Genomic DNA, 17,191 nt, shown 5'->3' on the forward strand with positions numbered 1-17,191 from the left:
CCGCCCGTCCTATTGCCAATAGCTAAATAGCAATATTAATTACAAATTATAACTGATTTACTAACTAATCCATTCAAAGTTTAAATATAAACATATGAAGAGAAGAGATTTTTTACAATTGACCGGAATGGGAATAGGTGGGGCTTTGCTCACAGTACCCCTTTTGGGAAATGCAGTGGATGTCAATCGACTTTTGGAAATACCAATAGACGTGACAGAGAAAAAACGCCTGGCCAATATTGGGCTTAATACTGCCAAAGGCAAGGGAGCATCTTATGCTGATGTTCGTATTGGCAGGTATTTGAACCAGTATATTTTTACCCGTGAAGATAAACTGCAAAACGCAGTAAATACCGAATCATTTGGTGTAGGCATTCGGGTACTGGCAAATGGCACCTGGGGTTTTGCATCAACTAAAGACGTAAGTGAAAAAGGAATTCAGAAAGCAGCGGAAACAGCTGTTGCTATTGCTAAAGCCAACTCAAAAATTCAGACAGAACCCGTAGTTTTAGCACCTGTTGGTTCTTATGGTGATGTTTCCTGGAAAACACCCCTGGAAAAAAATGCCGTGGCAGTTCCTCTCAAAGAAAAAGTGGATCTATTACTTTCAGCTAATGCTGAGGCCATCAATAACGGAGCAAATTTTGTCAACAGTGCATTGTTTATGATTAACGAGCAAAAATATTTTGCCAGCACAGAGGGCTCTTATATAGACCAGGATATACACAGAATATGGCCTAATTTTAATGTAACAGCTATTGATCCGGCTAGTGGAAAATATAAAACCAGGGAAGCATTAAGTTCTCCTATGGGAATGGGTTTTGAATATTTGGATGGACGTGCAGTAGATAAAAAAGAAGGTCCTGGTGGAACCATGCATTATTATAGCACTTATGACATGATTGAAGATGCCGGCCTTGCAGGAAAACAGACAAAAGAAATGTTATCTGCTGATTCCATTAAAGCTGGTAAATATGACCTTGTACTAGATCCTAACCATTTAGGTTTGACTATACATGAAAGTGTAGGCCATGCAACGGAATTAGATCGTGTCTTGGGTTATGAAGCCAATTATGCTGGAACAAGTTTTGCCACTTTGGATAAATGGAAAGGTAAAGATTTTAAATATGGCAGTGATATCGTTAATATTTTTGCCGATAAAACCCAACAAGGTTCATTAGGTGCGGTAGGTTATGATGACGAAGGAGTAAAAACCAAGAAATGGGATTTGATCAAGAATGGCACATTGGTAAATTACCAGGCAATTCGTGACCAGGCACATATTATTAATGAAGATGAATCCCACGGATGTTGCTATGCACAAAGTTGGAATGATGTTCAGTTTCAGCGGATGCCTAATGTATCATTGGCGCCCGGTAAGGAAAAATATAGTCCTGATGATATGATCAAAGATGTGGAGAAGGGGATTTACATTGTAGGTCGTGGTTCTTATTCTATTGACCAGCAACGTTATAATTTCCAGTTTGGAGGAACCCTATTCTTTGAAATAGAGAACGGGAAGATAAAAGGTCCGGTAAATGATGTTGCCTATCAATCCAACACACAGGAATTCTGGAATTCATGTACTAAGATTTGTGATGAAAGTGATTATAAAACTTTCGGTTCATTCTTTGACGGCAAGGGCCAACCCTCACAGATAAGTGCTGTATCCCATGGTAGTTCTACTACACGTTTTAACGGTGTAAATGTGATCAATACCGCTCGTAATATTTAATGTGAAGCTTTAAACTATTTTAAAAATGGCAATATTATCAAAAGAAGAAGCAAAACAGATTTTGCAAAAGGTGATGAGCTTTTCTACAGCCGACAGTATGGAAGCGAGCTTATCGGGCAGTAGCCAAGGCAATATCCGTTATGCCAGAAATACAGTATCTACCAGTGGGTACAATGAAGATGTGAGTTTAGGCGTAACAGCCAATTTCGGTAAAAAATCAGCCTCATCAACTATCAATGAATTTGATGACGAATCTTTGAAAAAAGTGGTTAAGCGGGCTGAAGAATTAGCTAAATTAGCTCCTGAAAACCCTGAGTTTATGGAGCCTCTGGGCCCTCAGGAATATAAGGAATCAAAAACTTTCTATCAGAGAACAGCAGATATTGAGCCAGAATTTCGGGCGCAAGTAGCTGATAGTAGCATTGGGCCAGCCAAAGCGAAGGATGTTACAGCTGCAGGCTTTCTGGAAGACGGAGCCGGTTTTTCAAGTATTATGAATAGCAAAGGATTATTTGCTTATTCTAAACGTTCTAACTTGGAATTTACTGTTACTATGCGAACCAATGACGGAACAGGTTCTGGTTGGGTGACCAGGGATTTTAACGATGTAAGCAGGTTCAATGCGGCTGAAGCTTCCAAAGTGGCTTTAGATAAAGCAGTAATGTCAAGAGATGCCAAAGCCATTGAGCCTGGTAAATACACAGTAATTTTAGAGCCTGCCGCAGGATCTGATTTATTGCGTAATATGCTCTACAATATGGGAGCACGTCAGGCGGATGAAGGTAGAAGTTTTTTGGCCAAAAAAGGTGGGGGTAATAAAGTGGGAGAGAAGCTTGTGGATGAAAGAGTGACTATTTACTCAGACCCATTCCATGAAGAAGTACCTGCTAATAGCTGGTCAGGAGATGGCTTACCCCGGGAAAAAGTGAGCTGGATAGAAAACGGTGTGGTAAAAAACATGTTTTACAACAGATATTGGGCTGATAAACAGGGTGTAAAACCAGTTCCACCGCCATCCAATGGTATTATGATAGGTGGAGGTGCTACTACTGAAGAATTAATTAAAAGTACTGAACGTGGTATTCTCATTACCCGCTTATGGTATATCAGGTCTGTAGATCCGCAAACATTGCTGTATACAGGACTTACCCGCGATGGAACTTTCTATATAGAGAATGGTAAAATCAAGCATCCGATCAAAAATATGCGATTCAATGAAAGTCCAGTGATTATGTTGAATAATCTGGAAGCATTAGGTCAGCAACAAAGAGTAGATGGTAATTTAATTCCGGTGATGAAAATCAGAGACTTTACCTTTACAAGTTTATCTGATGCAGTTTAATATTATTTATACTTTTTAGTATAAATGATAATTGTTTATAAATGAGCCATGCTTCATGTCTCATCTTGAATTGTAACTTAATAACTTTTAAAATAGCGTTCAATTAAATTTGAGCGCTATTTTTTTTGCTTCAAACTAGTGGTTCCTTTTCCTTATTTAGGATTTTAGAATAGCCGGTCTTAATATGTTGATAAACAGATTATAATAAGCGATATCTTTCTCAATATTGAAACAATTTTTTACTTGACTTAGTAAAGTGAATTTAATTACTTTAGTATTTATAACCAAAATCGTACCCTATGAGATATCTAAACTACTTCCAACGTATTCAACTGCTCCACAAACTAATCAAAAGAAGAAATACAGGCAAAGCAGATGAACTTTGTACCAGATTAAATATTTCAAGAAGAACTTTATTTCTCTATCTTGAGCTATTCAGAGACCATGGAGCCAATATTAAGTTCTGTAGAAAAACAAATACCTATTATTACGAAGAAGAATTCTTTTTTCAGGAATTTTTTTTAGACAGTGCAATATAATTGCACTGTATCACTATACTTTTACAGTCTAACCAAACAAATATAATTATGTCAAACGCAAAACTTAAAAATGGATTTGCAGCACTAGTTATAGCTGCGGTTTGCTTCGCTAATGTGGCCCTGCATTATGTTCCTGCAAATAATGAAATGGCAGGTGCAGGAGAAGTTGTTTACAAGAGTAGTGTATACGATGCTGATGGCGCGACATACGCTGCTACTCCAGCGGTAATCCTTACTGCAAGAGCTGCGGCCCTGGTCACCAAAGCAGCAGTGAGATCAGCCGTTGCCTACACATTGGTATGCTCTTTTTGTGGAAATGAACCACAAGAAGAGTTGGCAATTAACTTAGAAGCTGAAAAAGATATGCGTCTTGCTCAGCTAAACTAAGTACATCATTCAGGTGGTTTCGACCGCCTGATTTTTCACTTTCATCTATATAATTGTTTTTAAATATTATTAAAATGAAAATTGAAAATAAAACTACTTTCCTGGCAATACCTGTTTTGGCAATTTTTCTCTGCTATTGGTTGGTAACAATATTCTACAACCTACCTGATAACTATATAAAACTACAACACCTTGAGGGAGAGAAAGTGTTTAATTCAGTATTATTCCAGAAATGGTCTTTTTTTGCACCACCCCCAAAACACAATGATAGGCTGTACTATGCATTTCATAGTATAGATTCTGAGGATACTATTGTTTTGGAAGCAGCTAAGCCCATTGTCAATTCTAAAAGGGAAAAAGCACCTTTTAATGCCAAATATGAAGTCATTGATTATATCCTAAACAATTCGATGATTCAAATCAATGATTTTCTGGTAGATCAACGCAAGAGTATTAAATTTCAATTTCCTGATTCAAGCGAAGATAAGTTTATCCGTCCTTTGATGGAGTTTACCTGGGATAATCGAGAGTATCTTAAAGCAGTGCAAACTTTGGCGAACTACGGTGAAATTGTTGCTGTCAGAAATAATATTGATTTAACCCGGTATAAATATAGATTCTATATCGTCAATGAATCTATTCCGCCTTTCTCAGAAAGAGGGAATATTAAAGATATAGAAAGAAAGCAATCTAAGATTTTTGAATCACCATTAATTTAGATGTCATGAAACTGGATGTATCAAGTTTATATCAAAAAAGCAACAGAACCTATGCTTTGGCCTTGCTGCGTGTTATAATTGGTGTGTTTTTAATCAGAAAAATATTCTTCAATATTACAAGTGGCGAGATACTGTATGGTTCCCAGAGCTTTGTAGCCCACGAGAATATTTTCTTTTTAGGCTTTATTGAAATGGGTTCCTGGATTAGGGAATTTCATGCGGAAATTACATTTGTGTTTTCAATCCTGTGCGTTTTCATGATCTTCGGAATTGGAAAGAGGTTGACCATTTTCTTTATTTTCCTATTGTTTGAACTTTTTCAAAGAATGAACGGGCTTGTATTGAATGGTGGGGATAATTTAATGAAATTCATATTACTCTATTTGATCTTTGCAGATTCGTTCCAATATTTTGTACTAAAAAAAGTAAGCTACCAAAACCAAATTCTTAATAACCTTAATAATTTATTTACCAGGCTTTCAGCTTATTCAATACTGATCCATCTTTGCCTGGCCTATTTTGTTTCAGGTATTTTTAAGCTTCATTCTGATGTTTGGTTTAATGGAGTGGCTTCTTACTATACTTTATCACTTGAACGCTTCCAGGGAACTCCTTTTAATGAACAATTGGCTCAAAATGGCTACTTCATCACTATCAGTACCTATGGAACCTTATTTCTTGAATTATATTTTCCGGTATTGATCTGGATCAAAAAGATTCGTTATCCACTTATGGTTGCGGGCATACTTTTACATCTTAGTATATTCTCTTTGATGATGATTTACGATTTTCAATTTGTATTTATAATGGCCTACTGTTTATTTTTAACCAATAAGGAATGGGAAGTGCTCACACAACGACTTAAGTCTTTAAAATTTGCAGGAAAATGGAAAATTCGAAAATTATATCGTATTTAAGAGCCTTTTTTGAATTGAAAATATACCGTATATTTTATTTCCTTATATTTTTATATCCGTTGTATGAGCCTTTTAAGTATGTTTTGTTATTCATCATAGCGGATGTTGTTTATGAAGGGATAGAAAATATTTTTAAAAAGAAACCAGCAAGGGAATTAAGAGAACCTGTCTTATATCATCCTAATCTGTTTGTACAATCATTTATGCAATTGATAGGGATTGGCTGTAGAACGTTTTATAAGCCACCCAAATCCATTGATTGGCATACTTTTACCAATACAGCTTCCTTTCAATTGCCATTCAAAGGTAAATGGTATGTGTATAATGGTGGGCTAACTAAAAAGAATTCCCATTCCTGGAGTATCTATAATCAGCGTTACGCCTATGATTTTGTCATGATGGATGAAAGTAACAAATCTTATCATGAAGATGCAGGTAAAACGGAAGACTATTATTGTTTTGGAGCAGAGGTAGTATGCCCTGCTGACGGAAAAGTGATAAAAGTAAATGATGGAATGACTGATTACGATAAGCCCGGAAGTATTAATTATTGGACAAAAGATTTCAGAGGTAATTTCTTGATGATCAAGCACAACAATAAGGAGTTTAGCTTTATAGCTCATTTTAAATCTAACTCTATACGTGTGAAAGAAGGTCAGGCAGTAAAGCAGGGAGAATTATTAGGTTATTGTGGTAATTCCGGACATTCAACTGAACCACATATTCATTTTCATGTACAGGACAGCGCTTCTTTTTATTGGGGTGTGGGCGTTCCCATTAAATTTGCGAGCCTGGAGAATGGATGGTTAAATAATGGCGTAGTGGTAGAAAATAAAAAATAAAAGATATGAAATAGTCATCCCGGGTACTCGGGACAAACCGAGCATGAATATTAAGAGTAAATGTGACGGTTTTCAGGTATTCTGACAGCTGGACTATTCCATGTGGTAACTTAAAAACAATTATATACACATGAAAACAGAATCATTCAAAAACCTTGCAATTATTTGTTTTATTATTTCAGCTATTTCAATATTGATAAATTTTCTATTAGTCAACAATTTTTATCAAAGTGGGGGAGGTTTTAGCGACTTGGAAGTCTCGCTTACTTCCATTTTATTAGGTATTATTTTATTTGTGATTATCATGATAGTCAATCTTTCCCTCCTAAAACCCTATGTATTGAATCATAATCAATCATATTTTAGTAAAAACAAGTTCAAACTGACTCTACTTTCCACATTATTTACTCTTCTTTTTTGCCTGATTGTAGCCGTAATATTTAATTATGTAGATAATACTCTATCCTATGCATATAGTACTTCACTTAATTCGATGTTTGCATCAGGAAATATGGATGAAATTACGCTTGAAACATTTTCCCGAATGCCACTTTTTCTGCAGAATATTTTCATGAATTTTATTGCTATAGTAATTGCGCAATTCATCTCTGTTAATTTGGCTTTTAAGTTCTTCCTGAAAAGGAATTAACACCGCTATGTTAAGAAAGCAGGCGATTACCTTCCAAAAACCTCAATAAAAAGCTGGTTTTCAATATTACCCGCTTTTTTCAACCTGTCTTAAATAATATTTACCTGGTTTATATTTATTAAATCTATACCCAAAACCAACCATTTATATAATTCCCTGACTTATCATTGTTGTAGCCAACTTTTTGCCGTAAAATAGCAGTAATGAATGAGTTTTTCTTTACACGCTTGCAGTACGAATCCGGAGACTGGAATGTAGATCAGCGGATGCCCAGCAATTTATTGAATTCTCTGATTGAATATACCAATATCCCTGTGGATACAGTAGAAAAAGTGATTCCTTTAAGTAGTGAAGAAATCTTCAAAAGCCCGTTTTGTTACTTGAGTGGCCATAAACTGGTACAGTTTACCAGGCGGGAAAGGGAAAATTTTGAAAAGCACATCCAAAATGGTGGCTTCATCTTCGTAGACGATTGTAACCATGATATTGATGGGCTTTTTGCAAAATCATTTGAGAACCAAATGGCTGAAATATATGGCAATGGAGCTTTGAAGAAAATCCCCAACGATCATGACATTTATTACAGCTTTTTTGAATTTGAGGATGGGCCCCCAACTACTACCCAGGAGCTGAATGGTTGGGGAGATGATATTGTACATGATTACTTAAAAGCCATTACAGTTGATGATAAAATCAGAGTTTTGTACAGCAATAAAGATTATGGTTGCGAATGGGATTATGATTTTAGAAATAAAAGATGGTTGGCGGAAGACAATACTAAATTCGCAGTTAACATCGTGATGTATGCCTTATTTAACTGATTGATTAACATTTTATTACAGAATGACTGAACAGGATATAAAAGAATTAAGTGGCCGGTTTAGATCGGCCAAAATAGAGTTGGCCAAAGTAATTGTAGGGCAGGAGCACGTAATCAACGAAGTGTTTATGGCATTACTGGCGGATGGCCATATTCTATTGGAAGGGGTTCCTGGATTAGGCAAAACATTGTTGGTGAGGTCATTATCAAAAGTGATGGATTTGGATTTTCATCGGATTCAGTTTACTCCTGATTTAATGCCATCCGACATCATTGGCATGGAAATCCTGGAGGAGGACAGAGCCACCGGGAAAAGGTTTTTCAAGTTCAATAAGGGACCTATTTTCACTCATATTTTATTGGCAGATGAAATCAATCGTACACCTCCCAAAACACAATCTGCTTTATTGGAAGCGATGCAAGAGCGCGAGGTGACTTATGCAGGGCAAACATACGAACTACCCAAGCCCTTCTTTTTGTTGGCTACACAGAATCCTTTAGAGCAGTCAGGAACTTATCCTTTACCTGAAGCGCAGTTAGATCGCTTTTTATTTTATAGTATAGTGGAGTATCCCGCTGTAGATGAGGAATTAGAAATACTCAAACAAACAACAAGTTCAATAACTAACGAAATAAAAGCACAGCTTTCGGCTGAAAATATCCTTTTAGCCAAGAAATGGGTAAGGGATATCACAATTGACCTTTCGATCATTCAAAAAATCAATGAATTGGTACGAAATACAAGGCCTCAAACCAGTGAGAATGAGAAGGTAAAGACATTTGTGGAATGGGGCGCAGGGCCAAGGGCTGGTCAATCGATTATATTAGCTTCCAAAGCCAAGGCTTTTATGGAAGGAAGGTTGGCAGTAATTCCGGATGATATATTATCTGTTGCTCAGGCTGTTCTTAGACATAGGATAGTAATGAATTTTACGGCACGAACAGAAGGTTACACTGTCACTCAACTAGTTAATGAATTATTAAAAGGATTTAGAAAATAGATATGCTCAATTCCTTTCAGGAAAATGAAAGGAAGCATTTGAAAGGGCAAATGTAATCTGTTCCTATTGTCCTAATTACTTAAAAACATATGTCTTCTATCCAACAAATATTCTCTTTAACTGATTTAGAAGCCTTGAAAGCTTTACAAATCTATATCAGGCATTTTGTAGATGGAATTATATCAGGGATGCATCAAAGTCCCAGAAAAGGATTTGGTATAGAATTCAAAGAATATAAAAACTACACTCCGGGCGATAGTCTCAAGCAATTGGACTGGAAATATTTTGCCAGAACTGATCATTACATGATTAAAGAAGCGGAAGTGGAGCGCCAACATGATTTTATTTTTGTTTTGGATCGGAGTAAGTCTATGCAATTCAAAGGAAAAGAAGCTTCTAAATATGATATTTCACGAGCATTTATAGCTTCATTGTCTTATCTGGCCAAACAACAACATGATAGTTATCAGTTGTTTAATGCTAAAAGCAACGCAAGGAATTTTGACACTTTTTTGTATGAATTGATCAAACAGGAAACGGATGTTTCTTTTGAATTCACGGAAATGCTTCCTGACAAGAAGCAATCCTCTAGAACCACAGCCTTTATCATTTCTGATGGTTACCTGACAGATGATGAGTTGGAAAAGCTTTTGAAAAGTTGGTCATACGCTTCTCAGAAAACTGTTTTTGTCCATTTGTTGTTTGAAAATGAGATGAAACTGAATTTTGAAAAGGAAAACTATAGGTTTAAGGATTTGGAGTCGGGAAGAACAGTGCAAATAAATACCAAAGAGGCCAGAATGGAGTATCAGCATCAATTGAATAACTGGCATAGAGGCATTAAAAATTTATGTGCTAAAAATGAAATCATGTACTTTCAATTGGAGGACATAAAACCACTTGAACATGATATCATTCAGTTATTAACCCTGATGAATTTTAATCTGAAATGAGTTTAGTTAATCCCATATGGCTTTGGGGGCTAATGGCTCTGTTGATTCCACTTTTAATTCATTTGTGGAGCAAGCAGAAAACCAGAGTTTTACCTTTCGGAAGTATCAGGTTTCTAAAGGAATCATCGAATAACCGGTCGCGCAGTATTCAATTGACCAGCGTGTTATTGATGCTTTTAAGGATGCTCATCATTACGCTATTGGTTCTTTTATTGGCCAAGTGGGTTTTACCTTCTTCCGGGAATGAAAAAAAACAGAATTGGTTACTATTGGGTGATGGTATTGATTTGCCTCAAGCTTATGAGAATGAGATATTTGAAGTTTATCAGGTGACGGATTTAAAGGAAGGAAAACAATATCTGAATCAGTGGTACTTTATGCAGGAAATTGGGGAACAATATCCTGAAATTGATTCACTTGTTTGGATAGACAATTTCAGATCCACTGATTTTTGGGGGGAAATACCTGCACTTAATTTTTCCTATAAATTAATCAATCATTCCAATGATATGTCGGAAAAACAGCTTTCGAAAATGGATTCGGATACAGCTTTTTATAAGGTTCTCGATTTGAAGAAATCAGACCAATTATTGATTAATAATATATTGAAATCCAATAGTTTATATACAAACAACCAGGTTGTATTTTCAAATACTGCTCAAACCCCTGATATTTTATTCTCCAGTGAGGTACAAGATGATGTACTATTACAATTTATATTTACGGATGACTTACAACAAACTTATAAGGTTGATGAACAATGGTCACAAAAGATTATTTATTTAGGGAATTTGTTTCTGAAAGATAAACGTAAGCAGGATGAACTATTGGTAATTATTAGTGAGCATTTAGCACAATGGAGACAGCCTCTATGGAGCTATAATGACTTTGATATTGCTACGAATGTTAAAAGAGACGAGATAAATAAAGTATTGAAAAACAACACTATATCTGAAACTAATGAAATTTTGTTTTGGATTATATTAGTTCTTTTTATGCTGGAAAGGTTTTGGGTTTATCAAAAAGCTAATGCATAAAGATTTCCTTACATATTGGCAAAAAGTATTGGCGAAATTTTATGCTTCCCAATTAGGAGCTATTTTTCTTGTGACCGGAGCCACCCTTATGCTCACGCTGGGTATTTTAGCTTTTTTAAACATTCCCTGGCCTGTGGAATTTATTTTTACCTATGTCATCCTTCTATTATTTCTATTTCTAATATGGTCTCCTTTATTAAGGTTGAGCCAAGGATTTATAATTGATTATCTTCATCAGAGATATCCTCAACTGGAATATAGTTTAGGCTTATTTTTTCAATCCAAATTAAATGAAGTAGAACAAATACAGAAGGAGAAAATTTTAAAGCAATTGCCAGTTGTTAGCAAAATTCCTGTCACTGAAAACTGGCGGATCCTTATCCTTTTTGCAGCTTGTAGTTTAATGGTTTTCTTATTGGGTATGAGCAATTTTAATCCTCGGTTTAAAGATCATACACAAATTTCCATTGAAGCTGATACTTTACAAACTTTTGCACAAACTATTGATAAAGAAGCGTTTGAAAGGGGGTCTATTCAGATAAAAGTGAATCCACCTGCTTACACTGGTTTGCGTGGTTTCAACTGGAAAGAAGGTAAAGTAATTCCTGAAGGAAGCCTGTTGGATTTTGAGGTGATGGATGGCAATATGACTCCTTACCTTATTTTTCAAGGAATTGACACAGTGGACTTTACGAAGTATGAAGGCAATTGGGGGCACCAATACAAATTAAATTTTTCGCAGGCATTTCAGGTATATTACAAAGCCGGGGATTTAATTCATACAGATGAAATCAAGATATTAGAGGTGTTACCGGATCAAAAGCCTATGATTCAATTTGATCTAAAGGAAAATAGGGTGGAGATTCCATGGACCTCCATTGATATACCATTTCCTATGAAGATTCACATAAAGGATGATTATGGAGTGTCAACCGCCAAAGTGGTAGCTACTTTAAGTAAGGGTGATGGGGAAGCTGTGAAGTTTCGGGAAATGAAATGGTCACTGCCAGGTTTTCGGCAAGGCAGGAAAGACCAAACCATCAATTATAATTTGCAAATCGATACTTTGGATTTAGAGCCGGGGGACGAACTTTATTTTTTCATTGAAGTGGCAGACAATAAATATCGTGAAAATCAAAAAACTAAATCTGAAGTGTTTTTTATTGAAATTGCTGATACCGTACAACAAGAGTCTGTTGCCTTTGATGGTCTGGCATTATCTATTGAGCCTGAGTTCTTTAAGAGTCAAAGACAAATCATCATTGATACTGAGAAATTATTAAAAGAGAGAAAAACACTTTCCCGGTTTCAATTTGAAGACAGAAGTGATGAGATAGGTGCTGATCAGAAGATTTTACGGCTGAGGTATGGAATTTTTCTCGGGGAGGAATACGAAGTGACGGGAGGCTTGGGAGAAAGGGCATTTGGTGATCATGAGCATGAGGAAGAAGGAGAACACGATCATGAAGAGCATGATGAAAATGATCCTCATCAGGACCATAGCGGACATGATCATGTCAATGGTACTCAACCTGGGGAAAGAAATTTCTCCAACGATTTATATAACTCCCCGGAACTGGAGGTTTATGTACATTCACATGACAATTCAGAAATAGCCACTTTCTTTGATGCAGATGTTAAAAAGAAACTAAAAGAAGCATTGGCCAATATGTGGGAAGCAGAATTATATTTACGGACTTATAAACCCAAAAAAGCTTTGCCTTTTGAATATAAAGCACTGGAATTGATCAAGGAAGTACAACGTGCTTCACGTATTTATGTACAGCGAATGGGCTTTGAACCGCCACCATTGGAATCGGATAAAAAAAGACTTACGGGTGAACTGGAGGATATAAAGCCTAAAACCATCGATTATTCAGAAAATAGGGAGGATTTTGTACACCTACTGAGGGATAAAGTGAAGCAAATGAAGCAAATTGAATTGTCAAATGATTTGAATCAACAAAAACAGTTGGCACAGGAACTAAGTGAATTGGTAGTAAGGGAAACCTTACAAAATCCTGTGAGATATGCTTTAATATTAGCCCGGATTAATGAATTCAATCAATCAGAATCCCAAATCGACTTTAAAGAAATTATTTTACTTACCGAAGAGATTCTCCCTTCGATACCAAATAAATTATCAGCAGATAAAACACCTGACTTAAAATTGAAAAGTATTTTCCACCAGCAAATAGAAAACAATTAATTTGACTGCATTATCTTTTACCAACGACTTTAACCTATGGCATGCTCTCCTGTTAAGTGTAGCATTTATACTCATTTCCATAGGGGAATGGCGTAAAAGGAAACGTAGGAGATTATTTAGAATTATAGCGGTTTTGATAGGGCTTATCTCTTTGTATATCATTTATTTAAAGCCAGTTACTTATACAGAAAAGCCATTACAATCGATCGTTTTATTAGGGGAAGAAACAGATGAGTCTTATTCGGATTCCCTTATAAAGGAAAAGAATTATGAGATTTTTTGGTGGGACAATCAACAGGCTATTTTAAGGTCAGGCAACCGTAAAAGTACTACTACCTTTACAGGACTGGATTATGCCATTGACACCTTATTTACAGTTGGTTCTATACCACCAATTAATCCGGATTATTATCAACATAGGGTAAACCTGCGAACTAATCAGCCAAAAATTAGCATCAATTATCTCAAAAAGATTCACCTGGGTGAAAAACTGAAGCTTGAAGTGGCCAATATCTCCAATCATTCTCTCCACTTAGCAGGAGTATTAGGGAATGACAGTATGAAAGCTCAACATTTACCAGCAGGAGAAAAGCTTCTTAAAACCATCCAACCCAAAACCTCGGGTCATATAAAGGGTGAGCTGACTATTAATAAACAAGAGGTTTATCATTTCTCCACCTTAGTGTATGAGGAGCAAAAGTTTGTATTCCATTTATTGGCAGAAACCCCTGATTTTGAATGGCGTTTTTTAAAAGACTATCTGACTGAAAATGGGCATGCAGTTTATTTAAAAAGTAAAATTTCAAAGGACAAGTACAAATCCTCTTTTTCCAATTGGCCGGATTCATTAGCTCAGCAAATGAAAAGTGATAACCCGCTGTACGTGAATGTGTTAATTACTGACATGAATGCGTGGAACACTTTAAATATAAAAAATAAAAACAACTATATAGAAGCCTTAAAGCCAAAGCACGGCACCTTGATTTTTAGAGCCAACCCTAATTCCAGAATGTCCCTTCAATCCATTCATTCCTCCTTAAAGGAGACAGTTGTTACGGGTAGCGAAATATTTTCATTACGGGGTATTAATCAACTGAATGTAAACCTTATAAACCACTTTGAGGAAGTCATAAATTTGCACTTACAGAAAATTATTTTAGCAGAAATGAGTGTAGGTATTATAAGCATTCAGGATAGTTATAAATGGCAATTGGGGGGCAAGCAGGAAGAATATGAGAGTTACTGGAGCGCTGTGTTGAACCAATTAATGAGAACTCAAGTAGATGTTCAGGTTTTTAAAACACAATGGCCTGTTAAATATCAGCCTTTTCATGCGCAAATATGGAGTAATCAATCATTGGGAACAGCCAAAATCATTAACCCAAAAATGGATACTCTTGAACTTAAACTCACTAATGATTTAATTTATCCGGAAAGAGAGCATTTGGTGTATTTCCCCGGATTAGCTGGCTGGCATCAATTGCATTTGAAAGAAAAATCTTTATATTATCACTTTTACGTTCATGAAGTAAATACGGCTCAGCAGGCATCAATGGAATTGCCTTATGAGTTTGCATATAATTCCTATTTGGAGCAGTTTGGAAGGTATGAAGATGATATTTCATCGAATAAAAAAGAAGAGCCTTTGACTTTTTGGTTTTTTTTAATGTTTTTGTTAAGTATGGGGTTTTTATGGATGGAAGAGAAATTATAGCAATATAAAATGTTGAAGAATCTTTTTTTGAAATTTATTTTAGGAGTATTATTGACTACCAGTCATTTAATCAGCTTTGCAGAACAGGAGCCTGATTCAGTGTCTCTATGGCCCAAATCTATTTCTTATAATGAAACAATTTCGTTGTTGTCCGGCTATATTAAAAGGGAGTCAGTTACAGGAAACGAAAAAGAAGCTGCAATTTATATGGAGGATTATATTCGTATGTCCGATCTGAATTTAAGGGTTTTTTCAGATGATCCGGATAGATATAACCTGGCAGCATCTCTATATCCTTTGGCAAGCGGAAAGCCCAATATCGTCTTTCAAAGTCATATTGATGTAGTGCCAGCGGAAAATCTGGATATTTGGACTCATGACCCGTATAGCGGACATTTTGATGGTGAATATATTCACGGGCGTGGAGCGTTGGATTGTAAAGGTTTAGGTGTAATGCAATTGAAAGCATTAATGGCTTTTAAGGCAGATTACGATACTATGGACTTACCTTTTAATGTAACTGTATTGTTTGTTTCAGGAGAAGAAACAGGTGGATACAATGGCAGTGAATATGTACTTTCCAATTTTAAGAAAGAACTTAATGCAGCAGTAGTCATGGGGGAAGGTGGGGCCGGTTACAAAAATGTTTTGAGAAACAAGCCAAACAAAATTGTTTTTGGTGTATCTGTGGCAGAAAAACAAAGTCTTTGGGTGAAATTAAAAGTGGTTAACGAGGATGCAGGGCATGGAGCAGCCCCATCTTCCAATTATGCTAATTTACAGCTGATTAACAGCTTGAATAATCTCAATACCAGAAAAACAAACCTCTTGTTTAATCGAAGCACCCGGCAAATGTTCAGACGACTAGGCAGGGCAGAGGGAGGAATTCGCGGATTTTTCATCAGGAATATTAACTGGTCCATTTTGGCACCCTTTGTAAGGAAACAGGTTGAGAATGATCCTTTTTTCTCTTCTTTAATTACCAATACCATTACAGTTTCCAATATTTTTAATCCACCGGGTCCCCCTAACCAGATAAGCAATTATGCAGTAGCCATTTTGGATTGCCGATTGGTACCCGGTACTTCTTCAAAAAGCTTTCTGAGGTATATTGAGAGAAAGTTGGATAATGATAACATTGAAGTTTCAGTTATTTCCAAAAGCCCTGAAGCAAAACCATCAAAACTGAACCAATATTATAAAGCTATTGAAAGATCCATTGAAGAAGTTTATCCTGATTCGGAAACCATTCCTTTTCTTTTTCCGGCCACAAGTGACAACAGTGCATTCAGGTCTCATGATATTCCTTCTTATGGATTGATTCCTGCGGTAATCAATTCCAGGGATATTAACAGTATTCACAGCCATAATGAAAAAATAAGTATGGAAGCTTTAGGTTCAGGAATTAGGATTTACTACAACTTCCTTAAAGAAGTACAGCTAAAAGAGCCTTTTTCATTAAGAGGTTATATATTTAAAGATATTGATGAAGAAGAATGAAAAAGTCCAGGGTATTTATAGTGATGACCATTATTTTTGTAGCAATTATTTTATATATTTTCTATGATATGGCATCCAGAACCAAATTTCCCGGAGGAAAGAATAAAAATGTGCAAACAAATTCCACCCGGGATAGTATCTATCAGGATACAATGAAGATAGAAATTAGAAGGAATGAGCCAGACAGGTAAAAAAATAGATCTTGAAGGAATTGATTTAGAGAAAATGAAAGACGGTACTACTGAAAATCCCGGCACCATTTCATTTCCGCACCATTCCGGCAGTGCAATCATTAAACCGGAAGATAAAGGTAAAATCAAAGGCAGGGCAGTTGCGGCTATGCATCAGCAGACAGAAAATCAGATGTCCCAGCTTTATGAACAAATGCAGCTGTTGGCTAATCAGGCAAAGTCTCTTCAAAAAAGAGTGGAAGTCTCGGAACGCATTTACCTGGCCAAAATGAATTTTGAGCCATTGATCAACCATGTCTATTATCTTTATGAATCTAATGAGGGAAAAGATATCCTTTCATTGATATCACCACAGGAATGGGGCAAAAGTAAATCCTACAACAAATATTTAGCAACAGTTAAGCTATTGGCAGACCATACTTGGGAAATTCTGAATAAACCTGAAGAGGAATGATGTAGAAATATCGTTCTGGAAGGTAAATTCCTTTTCAAATTTACCAAATCACTTATTTGGTAATGATGTCAAAAATAGTTGGTGATTTTTATCTAGTAATTGTATTATCTTAGGATTGTAAATCTGAAGAGGAAGTAGGCTCTGCTGAGGAGCAACCTATCAGCAATAAGGTTTACCAACTG

General features: G+C 36.1%; 17 protein-coding genes. All 17 read left to right on the forward strand.

Annotated elements, in window-relative coordinates; translation table 11 throughout:
- Positions 1-94 precede the first annotated feature (94 nt).
- The 17 genes from JKA74_RS20370 (at position 95) to JKA74_RS20450 (ending at position 17,009) form a co-directional block, all read left to right on the forward strand.
- On the forward strand, positions 95-1,735 hold the full coding sequence (locus JKA74_RS20370; RefSeq protein WP_201433094.1) for a TldD/PmbA family protein: 1,641 nt from the start codon (positions 95-97) through the stop codon (positions 1,733-1,735).
- Between the two features lie 25 nt (positions 1,736-1,760).
- A complete protein-coding gene (locus JKA74_RS20375; protein WP_201433095.1) occupies positions 1,761-3,077 on the forward strand; it encodes a TldD/PmbA family protein in 1,317 nt (438 codons plus the stop codon).
- A gap of 299 nt (positions 3,078-3,376) precedes the next feature.
- Entirely contained in the window at positions 3,377-3,616 is a 240-nt protein-coding gene (locus tag JKA74_RS20380; RefSeq protein WP_201433096.1) for an HTH domain-containing protein, read from the forward strand.
- A 48-nt stretch (positions 3,617-3,664) separates the two neighbouring features.
- On the forward strand, positions 3,665-4,003 hold the full coding sequence (locus tag JKA74_RS20385) for a hypothetical protein (protein WP_201433097.1): 339 nt from the start codon (positions 3,665-3,667) through the stop codon (positions 4,001-4,003).
- A gap of 74 nt (positions 4,004-4,077) precedes the next feature.
- Positions 4,078-4,722 (forward strand): hypothetical protein, encoded by a 645-nt coding sequence (locus tag JKA74_RS20390; RefSeq protein ID WP_201433098.1) that lies wholly within the window; start codon positions 4,078-4,080, stop codon positions 4,720-4,722.
- Between the two features lie 5 nt (positions 4,723-4,727).
- The gene (locus tag JKA74_RS20395) at positions 4,728-5,639 is read left to right on the forward strand and encodes an HTTM domain-containing protein (protein WP_201433099.1); all 912 of its coding nucleotides are present in this window, start codon (positions 4,728-4,730) and stop codon (positions 5,637-5,639) included.
- On the forward strand, positions 5,609-6,481 hold the full coding sequence (locus tag JKA74_RS20400) for a M23 family metallopeptidase (RefSeq protein ID WP_201433100.1): 873 nt from the start codon (positions 5,609-5,611) through the stop codon (positions 6,479-6,481). The genes JKA74_RS20395 and JKA74_RS20400 overlap by 31 nt, the downstream gene beginning before the upstream one ends.
- A 130-nt stretch (positions 6,482-6,611) precedes the next feature.
- Entirely contained in the window at positions 6,612-7,130 is a 519-nt protein-coding gene (locus tag JKA74_RS20405; protein ID WP_201433101.1) for a hypothetical protein, read from the forward strand.
- Positions 7,131-7,333: 203 nt separating this feature from the next.
- Positions 7,334-7,951, forward strand: coding sequence for a DUF4159 domain-containing protein (locus JKA74_RS20410; protein ID WP_201433102.1), 618 nt, complete (start codon positions 7,334-7,336; stop codon positions 7,949-7,951).
- A gap of 22 nt (positions 7,952-7,973) precedes the next feature.
- The gene (locus JKA74_RS20415; protein WP_201433103.1) at positions 7,974-8,951 is read left to right on the forward strand and encodes an AAA family ATPase; all 978 of its coding nucleotides are present in this window, start codon (positions 7,974-7,976) and stop codon (positions 8,949-8,951) included.
- 89 nt (positions 8,952-9,040) lie between these two features.
- Positions 9,041-9,904 (forward strand): DUF58 domain-containing protein, encoded by an 864-nt coding sequence (locus tag JKA74_RS20420; RefSeq protein WP_201433104.1) that lies wholly within the window; start codon positions 9,041-9,043, stop codon positions 9,902-9,904.
- Complete coding sequence (locus JKA74_RS20425; RefSeq protein WP_201433105.1) at positions 9,901-10,941, forward strand: BatA domain-containing protein; 1,041 nt, start codon at positions 9,901-9,903, stop codon at positions 10,939-10,941. The genes JKA74_RS20420 and JKA74_RS20425 overlap by 4 nt, the downstream gene beginning before the upstream one ends.
- Positions 10,934-13,150, forward strand: coding sequence for a DUF4175 family protein (locus JKA74_RS20430; RefSeq protein WP_201433106.1), 2,217 nt, complete (start codon positions 10,934-10,936; stop codon positions 13,148-13,150). Before JKA74_RS20425 ends, JKA74_RS20430 begins: the two co-directional genes overlap by 8 nt.
- Position 13,151: 1 nt before the next feature.
- Positions 13,152-14,864, forward strand: coding sequence for a hypothetical protein (locus tag JKA74_RS20435; protein ID WP_201433107.1), 1,713 nt, complete (start codon positions 13,152-13,154; stop codon positions 14,862-14,864).
- A gap of 9 nt (positions 14,865-14,873) precedes the next feature.
- Positions 14,874-16,364, forward strand: coding sequence for a M20/M25/M40 family metallo-hydrolase (locus tag JKA74_RS20440; protein WP_201433108.1), 1,491 nt, complete (start codon positions 14,874-14,876; stop codon positions 16,362-16,364).
- Entirely contained in the window at positions 16,361-16,555 is a 195-nt protein-coding gene (locus JKA74_RS20445) for a hypothetical protein (protein WP_201433109.1), read from the forward strand. The genes JKA74_RS20440 and JKA74_RS20445 overlap by 4 nt, the downstream gene beginning before the upstream one ends.
- On the forward strand, positions 16,539-17,009 hold the full coding sequence (locus tag JKA74_RS20450; protein WP_201433110.1) for a DUF2452 domain-containing protein: 471 nt from the start codon (positions 16,539-16,541) through the stop codon (positions 17,007-17,009). The genes JKA74_RS20445 and JKA74_RS20450 overlap by 17 nt, the downstream gene beginning before the upstream one ends.
- Positions 17,010-17,191: the final 182 nt, after the last annotated feature.

It is taken from the genome of Marivirga aurantiaca (assembly GCF_016679925.1).
GTDB classification, from domain to species: Bacteria; Bacteroidota; Bacteroidia; order Cytophagales; family Cyclobacteriaceae; genus Marivirga; species Marivirga aurantiaca.

Excerpts from the sequence above, each read along its gene's own strand:
- JKA74_RS20410 (WP_201433102.1), top strand. The coding sequence starts at position 7,334 with ATGAATGAGTTTTTCTTTACACGCTTGCAGTACGAATCCGGAGACTGG.
- JKA74_RS20450 (WP_201433110.1), top strand. The coding sequence starts at position 16,539 with ATGAGCCAGACAGGTAAAAAAATAGATCTTGAAGGAATTGATTTAGAG.
- JKA74_RS20440 (WP_201433108.1), top strand. The coding sequence starts at position 14,874 with ATGTTGAAGAATCTTTTTTTGAAATTTATTTTAGGAGTATTATTGACT.
- JKA74_RS20395 (WP_201433099.1), top strand. The coding sequence starts at position 4,728 with ATGAAACTGGATGTATCAAGTTTATATCAAAAAAGCAACAGAACCTAT.
- JKA74_RS20385 (WP_201433097.1), top strand. The coding sequence starts at position 3,665 with ATGTCAAACGCAAAACTTAAAAATGGATTTGCAGCACTAGTTATAGCT.
- JKA74_RS20400 (WP_201433100.1), top strand. The coding sequence starts at position 5,609 with ATGGAAAATTCGAAAATTATATCGTATTTAAGAGCCTTTTTTGAATTG.
- JKA74_RS20370 (WP_201433094.1), top strand. The coding sequence starts at position 95 with ATGAAGAGAAGAGATTTTTTACAATTGACCGGAATGGGAATAGGTGGG.
- JKA74_RS20445 (WP_201433109.1), top strand. The coding sequence starts at position 16,361 with ATGAAAAAGTCCAGGGTATTTATAGTGATGACCATTATTTTTGTAGCA.
- JKA74_RS20375 (WP_201433095.1), top strand. The coding sequence starts at position 1,761 with ATGGCAATATTATCAAAAGAAGAAGCAAAACAGATTTTGCAAAAGGTG.
- JKA74_RS20420 (WP_201433104.1), top strand. The coding sequence starts at position 9,041 with ATGTCTTCTATCCAACAAATATTCTCTTTAACTGATTTAGAAGCCTTG.
- JKA74_RS20380 (WP_201433096.1), top strand. The coding sequence starts at position 3,377 with ATGAGATATCTAAACTACTTCCAACGTATTCAACTGCTCCACAAACTA.
- JKA74_RS20425 (WP_201433105.1), top strand. The coding sequence starts at position 9,901 with ATGAGTTTAGTTAATCCCATATGGCTTTGGGGGCTAATGGCTCTGTTG.
- JKA74_RS20405 (WP_201433101.1), top strand. The coding sequence starts at position 6,612 with ATGAAAACAGAATCATTCAAAAACCTTGCAATTATTTGTTTTATTATT.
- JKA74_RS20430 (WP_201433106.1), top strand. The coding sequence starts at position 10,934 with ATGCATAAAGATTTCCTTACATATTGGCAAAAAGTATTGGCGAAATTT.
- JKA74_RS20415 (WP_201433103.1), top strand. The coding sequence starts at position 7,974 with ATGACTGAACAGGATATAAAAGAATTAAGTGGCCGGTTTAGATCGGCC.
- JKA74_RS20390 (WP_201433098.1), top strand. The coding sequence starts at position 4,078 with ATGAAAATTGAAAATAAAACTACTTTCCTGGCAATACCTGTTTTGGCA.